The sequence below is a fragment of the Holophaga foetida DSM 6591 genome, assembly GCF_000242615.2.
Lineage (GTDB): Bacteria > Acidobacteriota > Holophagae > Holophagales > Holophagaceae > Holophaga > Holophaga foetida.
Window position 1 is genome coordinate 619,516 of sequence record NZ_KI912269.1, and the last position, 14,437, is coordinate 633,952.

Genomic DNA, 14,437 nt, shown 5'->3' on the forward strand with positions numbered 1-14,437 from the left:
CTTAATCCCCAGCGTGCATTGCGCTTTCACTTGTCATGACGAGTTATCACGATTTTTTATCAGCCCCCTTGACAGGCCCGGGAAGCTTGGTTGAAGATGGGACGTCGTAAACAGGATCAAGCAAAGCGGAATTCAGAATGTACCCAGCCGGAATGGTCAGCAGTTTTCATTCTATCCGTTATCAACTTTCCTTATAACACTTAGGAGGGAGTCCCTATGGTGGACAAGCAATTCGTAAACAACCTGTTTGATGTCAAGGGCAAGGTTGCCATCCTCACCGGAGCCACCGGCGCCTTCGGCAAGGCTGTCGCCACCGGCTACGGCCTGTCCGGCATGAAGGTCTTCGTGACCGGCCGCAGCGCCGAGAAGTGCAAGGCCCTCTGCGACGAACTGGCCGCCCAGGGTATCGAGTGCGGCTTCTCCACCGGCGACCCTGCGGTCGAGGCCGATGTCATCAAGGTCGTCAATGACTGTGTCGCCAAGTTCGGCGAAGTCAACGTCCTGGTGACCGCCGCTGGCTACAACCACGCCCAGCCGATCATCGAGCAGGATCTGGCCGAGTGGAAGAAGATCATGGATTCCGACGTCCAGGGCACTTGGCTCTTCTGCAAGTACGTTGGCCAGCAGATGATCGCCCAGGGCAAGGGCGGCAAGGTCATCCTGATCTCCTCTGCCCGCTCCAAGATGGGCATGGCTGGCTACACCGGCTACTGCACCGCCAAGGGCGGCATCGACATCATGGCCCAGTCCCTGGCCTGTGAGTGGACCGCCAAGTACAAGATCAACGTCAACACCGTCAACCCCACGGTGTTCCGCTCCGAGCTGACCGAGTGGATGTTCGATCCCACCAGCGAAGTCTACAAGAACTTCCTGCGCCGCATCCCCGCTGGCCGCCTGGGCGAGCCCGAGGATTTCGTCGGCCCCTGCATCTTCCTGGCCTCCAGCGCCAGCGACTTCATGACCGGCGCCAACATCGCCGTCGAGGGCGGCTACTGGGCCAACTAAGCCCGGGTGCCTTCCCCCTGAAAACCGGCCTGAAAGGGCCGGTTTTTCGTTTTGTGGAGCACAATAGTCCGATGGTCAAAGCCCTGCCCTTCAAGCTCGTCTCGCCTTACGAACCCGCCGGGGACCAGCCCGAGGCCATTGCCCAGCTTGTGGCGGGCATCGAGGCGGGAGAGCGCTTCCAGACCCTCCTGGGGGTGACCGGATCGGGCAAGACTTTTGCCATGGCCTCCACCATCGCGAGGCTCCAGCGCCCCGCCCTGATCTTCGCCCCCAACAAGACCCTGGCGGCCCAGCTCTTCAGCGAATTCAAGCAGTTCTTCCCAGAGAACGCCGTCGAGTACTTCGTCAGCTACTACGACTACTACCAGCCCGAGGCCTACGTGCCTGAGCGAGACCTCTTCATCGAGAAGGACGCCCAGGTCAACGACGAGCTGGAGAAGCTCCGCCTCAACGCCACCCGCTGCCTCCTGGAACGCCGGGACACCATCGTGGTGGCCTCCGTCAGCTGCATCTACGGCCTGGGCGATCCCAGCAGCTACCTGAACCTCTCGGTGTCCATGTCCGTGGGGGACACCCTGGACCGGGGGATCCTCCTGCGCAACCTCGTGGCCATCCAGTACGCCCGCAACCAGATGAGCTTCGAGCCCGGGGTCTTCCGGGTGCGGGGGGACGTGGTGGAGGTCTACCCGGCCTACGAGGACGTGGCCTACCGCATCGAGCTCTGGGGCGACGAGATCGAGCGCCTCTCCAAGATCGACCCCCTCCGGGGCGTGGTGATCGAGAAGCTGGACACCCTCACCATCTGGCCCAAATCCCATTACGTGACCCCAGAGGACAAGCTGGCCATCGCCATCCGGCAGATCAAGGAGGAGCTGGAGCTCCGGGAGGAGCAGTTCCGCTCCGAGGGGAAGATCGTCGAGCTCCAGCGCCTCCATCAGCGCACCATCTACGACATCGAGATGATGAAGGAGATGGGCTACTGCTCGGGCATCGAGAACTACAGCCGCTTCCTGGACGGCCGGAAGACCGGGGAGCCGCCCCACACCCTGCTGGACTACTTCCCCGAGGACTTCGTGCTCTTCATGGACGAGAGCCACGTCGCCACAGGCCAGCTCCACGGCATGTACAACGGGGACCGCAGCCGCAAGAGCACCCTGGTGGACTTCGGCTTCCGCCTCCCGGCGGCCCTGGACAACCGGCCCCTCAAATTCGAGGAGTTCGAGAAGCGGGTGAAGCAGGTGGTCTTCGTGAGCGCCACCCCCGGCAGCTACGAGCTGGAACAGTGCGGGGGGGTGGTGGTGGAACAGGTGGTGCGCCCCACGGGCTTGGTGGACCCATTGGTGGAGGTGCGACCCGTGGGCAACCAGGTGGATGACCTCCTGGAAGAGATCCGCCAAGTGGTGGCCAAGGGCGAGCGGGTCCTGGTGACGGTGCTGACCAAGAAGCTGGCGGAACAACTCACCTCCTACTACCAGGAGCTGGGCATCAAGGCCGAGTACCTCCACAGCGAGATCGACACCCTGGAGCGGGTGGAGCTCCTCAAGAACCTGCGCCGCGGCGTCTTCGATGTCCTGGTGGGCATCAACCTCCTGCGGGAGGGCCTGGACCTGCCTGAGGTGTCCCTGGTGGCCATCCTGGACGCCGACAAGGAGGGCTTCCTCCGCAACCACCGCTCCCTCATCCAGACCATCGGCCGGGCCGCCCGCAACGTCCACGGCAAGGCCATCCTCTACGCCGACCGCATGACCGGCTCCCTCACCACCGCCATCGAGGAAACCGCGAGGCGGAGGGCCAAGCAGTTGGCCTACAACGAAGCCAACGGCATCACCCCCGAGACCGTGAAGCGCAACCTCGACGATGTCATGGGCGAGGCCCTGGCCCGGGAGTTCATCAATGTCCCCAAGGAGGACAAGGCCGCCGAGGAGCCCCTGCTCTACCTCACCGACGCCGAGTTCGAAAAGGCCGTCGCCAAGCTGGAAAAGGAGATGCGGGAACGCGCCTCCCGCATGGAGTTCGAGGAAGCCGCCAATCTCCGGGACCGCATCCAGCACGCGCGGCGGGAACGACTGATCTCCATCTGAGGATTCGGAGGCCATAATCAAGGGTCGAGGAGTATCCATGCCCAGGCCAACCTTCCAGTTCCATATCGACGACACCCGCTGCACCCGCTGCGGCCTCTGTGTCGCCGACTGCCCCATGCGCGTCATCTCCCAGGCCGCTGGGGAAGTCCCTTACGTGAAGCCAGAGAAGGAATCCCAGTGCATCCACTGCCAGCACTGTCTGGCCATCTGCCCTTCGGCGGCCCTCTCCATCGACGGCAAGCGGCCCGAGGACAGCCTGCCCATCGAGGGCCTGCCGGACCTGGAGGCCATGGATCGCCTGGTGCGCAGCCGTCGTTCTATCCGGCGCTACAAGCCCGAGAAGGTCGACCCCGCCCTGGTGCAGCGCCTCCTGGCCGCCCTGGGCAATGTCCCCACCGGGACCAACTCCCAGCAGCTCAGCTTCCACCTCATCGATGAGCCCGAGACCATGGACCGCTTCCGCAGAGCCGCCTATGGGGCCCTGGAGAAGGCCGACCAGGAGAGCCGCATCCCCGAGCGCTTCGCCGTCCTGCGCACGGCCTACCAAGTCTTCGCCAAAAACGGCACCGACATCCTATTCCGGGGCGCCCCCCACATGCTGGTGGTCTCCGCCCCCAAGAATGTCGCCACCCCCCATCAGGATGTGGCCTTGGCCCTGGCCACCTTTGACCTCCTGGCCCAGAGCGCCGGTCTGGGCACGGTCTGGTCAGGCTTCGCCCTCTACGCCATGGAGACGGCACCGGAGCTCAAGGGCCTCCTGGGCCTGGAACAGGGGCGCCCTTACTACGCCATGCCCTTCGGCTACCCGGCCATCCGCTATGCCCGGACAGTCCAGCGGGACGGGGCCGCCGAAGTCCACCGCGTGGTGCTCGGTTGAAGCGCTCCAACTGGATCATTTCCGGAATCCTGCTTCTCCTGCTCCTGGCCATCATCGGGGGACTGGCCTGGACCAGGGACTCCGGTCCACCCGCGGGGCTGGTCGCCAAGCTCCAGGGGAAGAAGGCCAAGAAGGACGGTAAGCCCGTCCGCAAGGAGCGCACGGTGGACACCGCCCCGCTCCTGATGGCCCGCCAGTTGGGGAGCCTGGCCGCCACCGGCGAGGAACAGGAACTCGCCCGCCAGGCCGAGCGCCTGACCAACCACGAACTGACCCTCGCCTTCACCTCCGCGATGCGGCGAACCGCCGAGACCTCCACCGAGCCAAGCCCCGAGGTGAAGGAGTTGGCCGCCATCAAGGCCAAGGCCGAGGATGCCGTCGAGGCGGATCAGCAGGCCATCAAGGACCTGAACCGCAGGCTGGCCAGGGCCCAGGAGCGTGAAAAGGATGCCCTGGAGGATCAGCTGGAGGTAGCCAAGGCCCAGATGGAACTGGATCAGGACGAGCTTGATTCCGCGAGGGAGGATCTGGACCAGGCCGGAGGGGACTCCCAGGCCCGCATCAAGCGCCTCAAGGAGGCCTACGATGCCATGGAACGTGAGCCCAGCGTGATCGGGCAGGCGGCGGCCCCCCTGACTACGAAGGGCCAGAATGGGAGCCTCCTCACCCGACTCCGGAACTGGAAGTTCCAGAGGAACAAGCTGAGGCAGCTGGCCCAGGCCCGCCAGGACACCCAGGCCCGGGTCCAGCGCCTGAACACCCGCCGGGAGAAGCTGGCCCAGCGGGTCAAGGATGAGGCTGCCAAGAGGGCCGAAGCCAAACAAGAAGCCTCGGGCTTCGCCAAGGGGGGAACCCAATATGAAGGGACCACCTCCAAGGAGGAGAAGAAGGCCGCCATCGATACGCTCAAGCTGTTCATGGCACGCCAGCAACAGCTTTCCATCACCACAAAGCGGATCCAGGACATGCAGGCCCTGGATGAGGCCTACGACAGCTGGGAGCAGCTGGCGGTGACCTATCGGCGCGCCGCCCTCCACACCCTCCTGAAGGGCCTGCTCACCATCGTGTGTGTCCTCATTGTCATCTTCCTGCTGGACCGGGTCATCGAGCGGGTCTTCCATGGCATGGCCAAGGAGAAGCTCCGGGCCGCCACTCTCCAGGCGGTGGTCAAGTTCGCAGTCCTGATGGTGGGCCTGATCGTCATCCTCTTCACGATCATCGGGCTTCCAGGCAACGTCACCACCATCCTGGGCCTGGCGGGCGCCGGCCTCACAGTGGCCCTCAAGGACTTCATCGTGGCCTTCTTCGGATGGTTCGTCCTCATGGGGAAGAATGGACTCCGGGTCGGCGATTGGGTGGAGATCAAGGGCGTAGGGGGCGAGGTCGTGGAAGTGGGCCTGCTGCGAACCGTGCTCATGGAGACCGGAAGCTGGAACGACCTGGGCCACCCCACGGGCCGGAAAGTCGCCTTCGTCAACAACTTCGCCGTAGAGGGACACTTCTTCAACTTCTCCACCTCGGGCCAGTGGATGTGGGACGAACTGCAGCTGGTCATCCCCCCCGGGACGGATCCCTATCCCATCATTGATGGTGTCCAGAAGCTGGTGGAGGAGAAAACCGAGGCCAATGCCAAGCTGGCGCAGGAGGAGTGGCACAAGGCCACCACCCGCTACCGGGTGAGGACCTTCTCTGCCGTCCCTGGCATCAACGTGGTGTCCACGGTCCTCGGCATCGAGATCCACGTCCGCTACATCACACGGGCTTACGAGCGCAACAGCACCCGCAAGGCCCTCAACAGTGCGGTGCTGGAACTGATGCACGGCAAGCCTGCCAGCCCGGCAGCCCCCATCGAGATGCAACCCGAACCAGGAGTCTGAGGTGTCTTCAGAGGAACAGACCCCGGCCCGTTCCCCCTTCCGGGAGATCGTCCAGCCCTTCATCGACCTGGCCCACGCCTCCCGGGCCCTGTGGGCGGTGAACCTCAACTACCTCCTGGAGGGCTTCGTCTACTTCGGGATGCTCATCTACCTGGCCATGTATTTCAACCAGTACGGCCATCTCGGTGACAGGGAGGCGGGCTGGATGGTGGGGGTCCTCACCTCGGGCATCACCATCTCGATGCTTTTCTTCGGGGGCCGGGCGGACACGTGGGGCATCCGCTCGACCTTCCTCATCTCCCTGGCTTTCATGTTCATCGGACGCACCCTCCTCTCCTGGGCCCCCGGCCTGGGACTGGGGACGGGACAGCTCCTCTCGTCCTTCAATGCCCTGGCCACCCTGGGCATCCTCCTGGTGGTCCTCGGCTACGGCATGTACCAGCCCGTGGCCTACGCGGCGGTGCGCCAGCTCACGACCCCGGCCACGGCGGGCATGGGCTACGCCATGCTCTACGCCGTCATGAACCTGGGGGGCTGGCTCCCCACCTTCATGTCCCCCCTCCGGGGACGCTTCGGCATCCAGGGGGCCTTCTGGTTCTATACCTGGCTCACCCTGGCGGGCATCCTCCTCCTCTTCTTCATGCTGAGCCCTAAGACCCTGACGCGGGCCACCGAGGCCGTACGGGCGGAAGCCCCGGAACAGCCCAGAGAAGAAGCAGCCCCCGAAGGCAGGATGGCGGCCATTCGCCACTGGCTGAAGCACCACCCCCTGGCGGATGCGAAGTTCTCCTTCTTCATCTTCTGCCTGATCCCGGTGCAGACCCTCTTCGCCTACAACTGGCTGGTGCTGCCCCAGTACGTGAACCGGGCCTTCGCGGGCACCTGGGTGGGGGTCCGCTTCGAGACCGCCACCAACCTCAACTCGCTCCTGATCTTCATCCTCTGCCCCCTGGTGGCCGCTGCCACGGCCAAGGCCAAGGTCTACAACATGATGATCTACGGCACCGCCGTCATGGCTGTCCCGACCTTCCTGCTGGCTCTGGGGCCGACGGTCTGGGGGCTCTTCACCTTCGTGGTGGTGATGTCCATCGGCGAGGCCATGTGGCAGCCCCGATTCCTCCAGTACGCTGCAGAAATCGCGCCGGAGGGGCGCACGGGGGCCTACATGGGCGTGGCCCAGTTCCCCTGGTTCCTGACCAAGATGATCGTCCCCATCTACTCCGGTGCGGCCCTTGCCAAGTGGTGCCCAGAGAGCGGTCCCACCTCCACCGGCCCCATGTGGCTCATCTTCGGCATCGTGGCGGTCAGCTCCACCGTGATGCTGGTCCTGGCCAAGGGATGGTTGGGGAAGGATTTCAAGACCCGGGCATAGCCAATTCCTGGTATTCAAGCATCCAACTTAGGAATAGGATTTCCCTGAGGCCTTCCGTGCGGCGCATCCTCCACCTCCTAGCCCTTCTGGCACTGATCCTGGTGGGATCGGTCCCGGAGCTGCGCCTGGAGGCGGCCACGGAGCCAGCCTCTTCCTGTTGCTGTGGCATGGGTTGCGGATGCGGCATGCCCACGAAGGGGCCCAGCCCATCCCCCTGCCAGACCCAGGTGACCGTGACCTTGACGGCCACCCCGGCTGTGAGCGCGCCGGATCAGGCTCGTCAGAGCGAGGCCCGGCGGGAACCCCTGCCCTGGCCTGCCTACGTGGCCTCAAGGCCCCGGACCACCATGGATGAGGGCACCCCCATCCGAGGCCCCAGCGCCATTGCTCCTTCCCCCCCCGATCGCCTGACCCAGCTATCCACCTTCCGGATTTGAGAAGAGGTCTGTCCGTCACCGACAGATAGACCGATATTGCCTCATCTCTTCCGGAGTCATCCATGCGCGCACCCTGGCGTTTGGCCTTGGCCCTGGGGCTGCTGCCCGCGGCCCCGGCCCTGGCGTCGCCCCCCTCCAGCATCACCGATACCACCCCCGATCCCCTCCTGGCCTCACTCCTCCAGCAAGCCCTGGCCCAGAACCCCGAGCTCACGAAGGTCCAGGCCCTGACCGAGGCGGAAAGGGAACGCATCCCCCAGGCCAAGGCCCTCCCGGATCCATCCCTCTCCCTGGGGCTCCAGAACGATGGCTTCAAGCGCCTTGAGATCGGGCGCATGGAGAACAGCTACTACCAGGTCGCCCTCTCCCAGGGACTGCCCTGGGCGGGCAAGCGGGGACTGAGGGGTGATGTGGCCCGCCTGGGGGCCGAGGCCCTGGAGGCTCAGAGCACCCGCACCCGCCTCAGCCTGGAGGCCGATGTGAAGCGGGCCTACGCCTCCCTGCTCCTGGTACGCAGCCAGCTCCGCCTCCTGGAAACCCAGGCAGTCTTCCTCCAGCAGGGGGAGGCCATCGCCCGCACCCGCTACGAAGTGGGCCAGGGCGCCCAGGCCGACCTGCTCCGGGCCCAGCTGGAGCGGACCCGACTGAACCAGGCCCGGTTCAGCCTGCAATCCGAGGAACGCAGCGCCCTGGCCGCCCTCAACCGCCTGCGGGCCGAGGCCTCTGACACGCCCATCCCCACCCAACGGAGCTTCGAGGAGCTTGGCACACCAGCCCCCTTGCACCCGCTGGAGGTCCAATCCAAGGCCGAGGAGACGAGCCCCGAGCTCCGGACCGCAGCCCTGGGCGTGAGCCAGGCGGAACGGAGCCTGGATCTCGCCAAGCTGGACCGCCGCCCAGACTTCGCCATGACCGCCGCCCTCATGCCCCGGGGGGGCCTGGATCCCATGTGGGGTCTTGGCGTCTCCATCTCCCTGCCGGTGTGGTCCAGGCAGAAGCAGCACCGGGCCGTGGCGGAGCAGGAGCATCGCCGCCGCGCCCAGGGGGCTGACCTGGAAGGCCAGAAGCTTCTCCTGCGCCAGCGAATCCAGGAGCGGGCCGCCCAGATGGACGCCGCCCTGGAGACCCTGAGCCTCTACCGCTCAGGCCTCCTGGTCCAGAGCGAGGCGAGCTTCCGGGCCACCCTGGCCCAGTACGAAGCTGGGCGAGCCCCCTTCCTGTCGGTGCTGGAGTCCCTCAAGGGCTGGGTCGCCGACCAGAGCGGCCTCCTCCAGACCCAGGCCCAGGCCCTGGCCATCCAGATCGCCCAGGAGGAACTGAACCCGGGTCCCACGCCCGCCATCGGAGCCACCACCCTGACAGCAGCCCCCATGGCTGCGGGTGGGGGTGGAGCAAAATCGAGCGGGGCCTCCCGGACAGGAAAGGCCGCCAGTGGCGGCGATAGCGGCGGCAGCGCCATGAAGACGATGTGAGGTGCGGAATGATCAGCCAAATCCGAGCAAAAAAGATCACCACGAAGCACAGGAGGAGGAACGAGAGGAAAGAAGGGCTGATTCTGCTTTATCGCTGTCCATCGCCGTTCATCGCTGGCCCATTTTATTTTTGCTTTGATGCTCCTCATCGCCACGTGCAAAGCCTAAGCAAGCAGCGCGTTCGAAAAGCAAGGATCAAAAGCGGGTTTCGCCAGCGATGGACAGCGATGAACGGCGATAAAAGACAATAACCAACTGGACCTCCTGCACTTCGGGTTACCCGACGGACTTCTTTTGAAAATGAGATGACCCATGCCCTCTGATCCCACTCCCCGCAGAATCCATCCCCTCCTGATCGCCATCATCGCCCTGGCCATCGGCATCGGTGGCACCTGGCTCGCCATGCGCCCAGGGAAAGCCCACGCTCATGAAGCCCCGGCCGCTGCCCCCGCCAAGCAAATGTACCAATGCCCCATGCACCCCCAGGTCATCCAGGACCACCCGGGCGACTGCCCCATCTGCGGCATGGCCCTGGTCCCCATAGAAGGTGCGGGCAGCACCGGTGCGGGGCACGGCACCGACACCCACGCCGTGGTCACCATTGATCCCGAGCGCCAGCAGCTCATCGGCCTCCGGACCGAGAAGGTGGCTGAAGCCCCCCTGGGTAGCGAGCTCCGGGCCTCGGGGCGGGTGGCGGTGGACGAGACCCGGGTCCGCAAGGTGAACGTCAAGGTCGAGGGCTTTGTGGAAAAGCTCTACGTCGACTTCGTGGGCAAGCCCGTGGCCAAGGGCACCCCTCTCTTCAGCCTCTACAGCCCCGAGTTCGTCAGCGCCCAGCAGGAGTATCTCCTGGCCCTCAGGACCCAGAAGGCCCTGGCGGGCGGTTCGCTCCAGGGCAGCGGCGGAGATCTGCTGGAGTCCGCCCGACGACGGCTTCTCCTCTGGGACGTTCCCCGGGAGACCATCGACCGTCTTGAGAAGACCGGAGAGATCCAGCACGCCCTGACCCTGCGCTCCCCCATCTCCGGTGTGCTCACCGCCAAGAACGTGGTGGAGGGAGCCCGCCTCACCCCGGCGGACATCCCCTTCGAGATCACAGACCTGAGCCGGGTCTGGGTCCTGGTGGACATCTACGAGACCGAACTGGGCCGAATCAAGGTGGGCATGGCCGCCGAGCTCACGGGTCAGGCCCTCCCTGGCCGAGTCCTCAAAGGGCGGGTGGCCTTCGTGGATCCCCTCATGGACCCCAAAACCCGCACCGCCAAGCTACGCCTGGAGTTCCCCAACCCCAAAGGCGAACTGAAGCCTGAGATGTTCGGGGAAGTCCTTCTCAAGGGCCAGGGACGCAAGGGACTGGTCATTCCCCTCGATGCGGTGCTGGATGCCGGCAGCTCCAAGGTGGCCTTCGTCGCCCTGGGCGACGGCAAGTTCGAGCCCCGGGTGGTCACGACGGGCAGCAGCTCCGGTGACCGCGTGGAGATCACCTCGGGCCTGGAGGCCGGGGATGAAGTGGTCGTCCGCGCCAACTTCCTGGTGGATTCCGAATCCCGCCTCAAGGCCGCCCTGGCCCAGATGAAGGAGGGGCGAAAATGAAAAAACAGAATTCAACCACGAAGGCACGAAGGGCACCAAGAAAGCACGAAGAAAAACAAAACGAAATTAACTTAATTAATTTCACTTCTTTTATTTCTTTTCTTTGTGCACCTTCGTGTCTTCGTGCCTTCGTGGTGGAAGCATCTTTTCCCCCGGTGCAGCCATGAGTGGCCACGTCGGCTACGACCCCGATCACCCGACCCTGCTCCAGCGCATCATCCGCTTCTCGGCGGAGAACCGCTGGCTGGTCATCGCCGCCTCCCTGGTGCTGCTGGGCATGTCTTTCTGGACCATGCGAAACATCCCCATGGATGCCCTGCCGGACCTCAGCGATACCCAGGTCATCGTCTACACCAAGTGGGACCGCAGCCCCGATATCGTCGAGGACCAGGTCACCTACCCCATCGTCACCAGCCTTTTGGGGGCGCCCAAGGTGAAGGCGGTGCGCGGCCTCTCGGACTTCGGCTTCTCCTACGTCTACGTGATCTTCGAGGACGGCACCGACATCTACTGGGCCCGCAGTCGGGTGCTGGAATATTTATCAAAGATTAATACCAATCTTCCCCAGGGGGTCCAGCCGTCCCTCGGCCCCGACGCCTCCTCCGTGGGCTGGGTCTACCAGTACGCCCTGGTGGACCGCTCCGGCAAGCACAGCTCGGATGAGCTGAGATCGCTTCAGGACTGGTTCCTGCGCTACGGCCTCCAGAGCACGCCAGGGGTGGCCGAAGTGGCCACCGTGGGCGGCCAGGCCCGGCAGTTCCAGGTCCAGGTCAATCCCACCAAACTGGCCTCCTACCGCATTCCCATCGATGCCGTCATCGCCGCCGTGAAGTCCGCCAATGTCGAAGGCGGCGGACGCCTCGTGGAATACAGCGGCCGGGAGTACATGGTCCGGGGCCGAGGCTACGTAAAGACCACCCAGGACCTTGAGCAGGCGGTATTGAAGGCTGAGAACGGCACCCCGGTCAGGCTTTCGGAGGTGGCCACCGTCACCCTGGGGCCCGAGATGCGCCGGGGACTCACGGACCTGGACGGCCACGGGGACGTGGTGGGCGGCATCGTGGTCATGCGCCAGGGGGAGAACGCCCTGAACGTCATCGAGCGGGTGAAGACCAAGCTCGATGAATTGAAGCAGGGCCTGCCTCCCGGGGTGGAGATCATCACCACCTATGACCGCTCGGAACTGATCCACAACGCCATCAGGACCGTGGAGCACAAGCTCATCGAAGAGATGATCGTGGTCTCCATCATCATCCTGATCTTCCTCTGGCATATCCCCTCGGCCATCGTCCCCATCGTCACCATCCCCGTGAGCGTGGCCCTGGCCTTCATCCCGATGTACGGGATCGGCCAGAACGCCAACCTCATGAGCCTGGCGGGCATCGCCATCTCCATCGGCGTGCTGGTGGACGGGGCCATCGTGGAGGTGGAGAACGCCTACAAGAAGATCGAGAAATGGATCGAGGCGGGCAAGCCCGGAAGCTTCCACCAGGTACGCCTCGAGGCCCTGATGGAAGTGGGCCCCTCGGTCTTCTTCTCCCTCCTGGTGGTGGCGGTGAGCTTCCTGCCCATCTTCACCCTCCTGGACCAGGAGGGGCGGCTCTTCAAGCCCCTGGCCTTCTCCAAGAACTTCGCCATGGCCATCGCCGCCCTCCTGGCCCTGACCCTGGACCCCGCCCTGCGGATGATCTTCGCCCGGGTGGAGCCCTTCATGTTCAAGCCGAAATGGCTGGCCTGGAGCCTCACCCAGGTGGTGGTGGGCAAGTACTATGCTGAAGAAAAGCATCCCATCAGCGTCTTCCTCCACCGGATTTACGAGGCCCCCTGCCGCTTTGTGGTCCGGCACGCCAAGGCCACCATCCTCGTCGCCGTGCTGCTGGTAATGGGAACCATCCCGGCCTTCCTGGCCCTGGGCAGCGAGTTCATGCCGCCCCTCAACGAGGGCACCCTGCTCTACATGCCCTCCACACTGCCGGGATTGAGTCAAACAGAGGCCCAGCGCATCCTCCAGGTGCAGGATCGCCTGATCCGCACGGTGCCCGAGGTGGAGCGGGTCTTCGGCAAGGCGGGTCGCGCCGACACCGCCACGGACCCGGCCCCCTTCTCCATGATGGAGACGGTGATCGTCCTCAAGCCCGAGGACCAGTGGCGGGAGAAGCCCCGCTGGTTCAGTTCCTGGGCGCCGGGCTTCCTCAAGGCCATCCTGCGCCCCCTCTGGCGGGACCGCGTCACCCAGGAGGACATCGTCGCCGACCTGGACAAGGTCGTGCGCCTTCCGGCCATCCCTAACGCCTGGACCATGCCCATCAAGGCGCGGCAGGACATGCTGTCCACGGGCATCCGGACCCCCGTGGGCCTCAAGATCAACGGAGCCGACCTGGAGACCATCCAGCGGGTGGCGGTGGAGGCCGAGCGCATCCTCCAGGGGGTGCCCGGCACTCGCAGCGCCTTTGCAGAAAGGACCGCCCAGGGCTACTTCCTGGACTTCGTGCTGAAGCGTGAGCAGTTGGCCCGCTACGGCCTCAGCGTGGAACAGGCCAACATGCTGGTGATGACCGCCATCGGCGGCGATAACCAGAGCACGGTCTACGATGGCCGGGCCCGCTACCCCGTGAACGTCCGCTACGCCCGGGACTACCGGGAGACCCCGGACGCCCTGAAGCGGGTGCTCGTCCCCACCCCCACCGGCGCCCTGGTGCCCATGGAGGAGATCGCGGACCTGAACTGGGCCAGCGGCCCGGCCATGATCCGGGATGAGAACGGCCAGATGATCGGCTATGTCCTGGTGGACTTCGACACCTCCAAGGTGGATGTGGGCACCTACGTCCACCGCGCCAAGGCCGCCGTGGAGAAGGAACTGAAGCTCCCGGCGGGCACCAGCCTCAGTTGGTCCGGGCAGTACGAGAACATGATCCGGGTGAAGGAGCGGCTAAAGGTCATCCTGCCCATCACCCTGGTGCTGATCTTCGGTCTGCTGTATGCCAACACCAGGAGCGCATTCAAGGCCTCGGTGGTCATGCTGGCGGTGCCCTTCAGCGCCATCGGGGCCTTCTGGCTCCTCTGGATCCTGGGCTACAACATGAGCATCGCAGTCTGGGTGGGCCTCATCGCCCTCATGGGCCTGGATGCCGAGACCGGGGTCTTCATGCTCCTCTTCCTGGACCTCAGCCACGACGAGGCCAAGCGCGAGGGTCGCCTGAACACGCCCGCCGATCTGGTGGAAGCCATTATCCATGGGGCCGTGAAGCGGGTGCGCCCCAAGGCGATGACGGTCTTCGCCGCTTTCATGGGCCTGCTCCCCATCATGTGGAGCACCGGCACCGGGGCCGATGTCATGAAGCGCATCGCCGCCCCCATGGTGGGCGGCCTGGCCACCAGCTTCCTGCTTGAACTGCTCGTCTACCCCGCCATCTACTACCTCTGGAAACGCCATGAGGTCGCAGAGGCATCTAACCCCCTGAAGGAGTCCTCATGCTGACCATGCTCATCACCGCCGCCCTCGTGGCAGCCCCCAGCGTCAAGCCCGCCACTAACACCGTCTGCCCCGTGGGCGGGGACAAGGTGAACGCCAAGAGCCAGAAGGTCGTGGTGCGCGGCCGGGAGTATTCCATCTGCTGCGCCGGGTGCGACAAGCTGCTCAAGGCCAACCCCGACAAGTATCTAGAGAAAGACGGAACCCCCAAGAACGCGAAGAAGTAGTCATACCATTTGGCGTTCAAGAGA

General features: G+C 64.7%; 10 protein-coding genes. All 10 read left to right on the forward strand.

Annotation, left to right across the window (positions count from 1 at the left end; genetic code table 11):
* The first annotated feature begins 216 nt into the window (after nt 1-216).
* Complete coding sequence (locus HOLFODRAFT_RS0218240; RefSeq protein WP_005034852.1) at nt 217-1,005, forward strand: SDR family NAD(P)-dependent oxidoreductase; 789 nt, start codon at nt 217-219, stop codon at nt 1,003-1,005.
* A gap of 71 nt (nt 1,006-1,076) precedes the next feature.
* Complete coding sequence (uvrB, locus tag HOLFODRAFT_RS0218245) at nt 1,077-3,086, forward strand: excinuclease ABC subunit UvrB (RefSeq protein ID WP_005034851.1); 2,010 nt, start codon at nt 1,077-1,079, stop codon at nt 3,084-3,086.
* 37 nt (nt 3,087-3,123) lie between these two features.
* Nucleotides 3,124-3,963, forward strand: coding sequence for a nitroreductase family protein (locus HOLFODRAFT_RS0218250; RefSeq protein WP_005034849.1), 840 nt, complete (start codon nt 3,124-3,126; stop codon nt 3,961-3,963).
* On the forward strand, nt 3,960-5,840 hold the full coding sequence (locus HOLFODRAFT_RS0218255) for a mechanosensitive ion channel domain-containing protein (protein ID WP_005034848.1): 1,881 nt from the start codon (nt 3,960-3,962) through the stop codon (nt 5,838-5,840). The genes HOLFODRAFT_RS0218250 and HOLFODRAFT_RS0218255 overlap by 4 nt, the downstream gene beginning before the upstream one ends.
* 1 nt (nt 5,841) lies before the next feature.
* A complete protein-coding gene (locus HOLFODRAFT_RS0218260) occupies nt 5,842-7,212 on the forward strand; it encodes an MFS transporter (RefSeq protein WP_005034847.1) in 1,371 nt (456 codons plus the stop codon).
* 56 nt (nt 7,213-7,268) lie between these two features.
* A complete protein-coding gene (locus HOLFODRAFT_RS0218270) occupies nt 7,269-7,649 on the forward strand; it encodes a hypothetical protein (RefSeq protein ID WP_005034846.1) in 381 nt (126 codons plus the stop codon).
* Nucleotides 7,650-7,711: 62 nt separating this feature from the next.
* Nucleotides 7,712-9,121 carry a TolC family protein gene (locus HOLFODRAFT_RS22300; protein ID WP_005034845.1) on the forward strand — a complete coding sequence of 470 codons (1,410 nt, stop codon included), beginning with the start codon at nt 7,712-7,714 and terminating at the stop codon, nt 9,119-9,121.
* A gap of 312 nt (nt 9,122-9,433) precedes the next feature.
* Complete coding sequence (locus HOLFODRAFT_RS0218280; protein ID WP_005034844.1) at nt 9,434-10,714, forward strand: efflux RND transporter periplasmic adaptor subunit; 1,281 nt, start codon at nt 9,434-9,436, stop codon at nt 10,712-10,714.
* A gap of 202 nt (nt 10,715-10,916) precedes the next feature.
* Nucleotides 10,917-14,192, forward strand: coding sequence for an efflux RND transporter permease subunit (locus tag HOLFODRAFT_RS0218285; RefSeq protein ID WP_026939473.1), 3,276 nt, complete (start codon nt 10,917-10,919; stop codon nt 14,190-14,192).
* Nucleotides 14,186-14,413 (forward strand): hypothetical protein, encoded by a 228-nt coding sequence (locus HOLFODRAFT_RS22305; protein ID WP_005034841.1) that lies wholly within the window; start codon nt 14,186-14,188, stop codon nt 14,411-14,413. The genes HOLFODRAFT_RS0218285 and HOLFODRAFT_RS22305 overlap by 7 nt, the downstream gene beginning before the upstream one ends.
* Nucleotides 14,414-14,437: the final 24 nt, after the last annotated feature.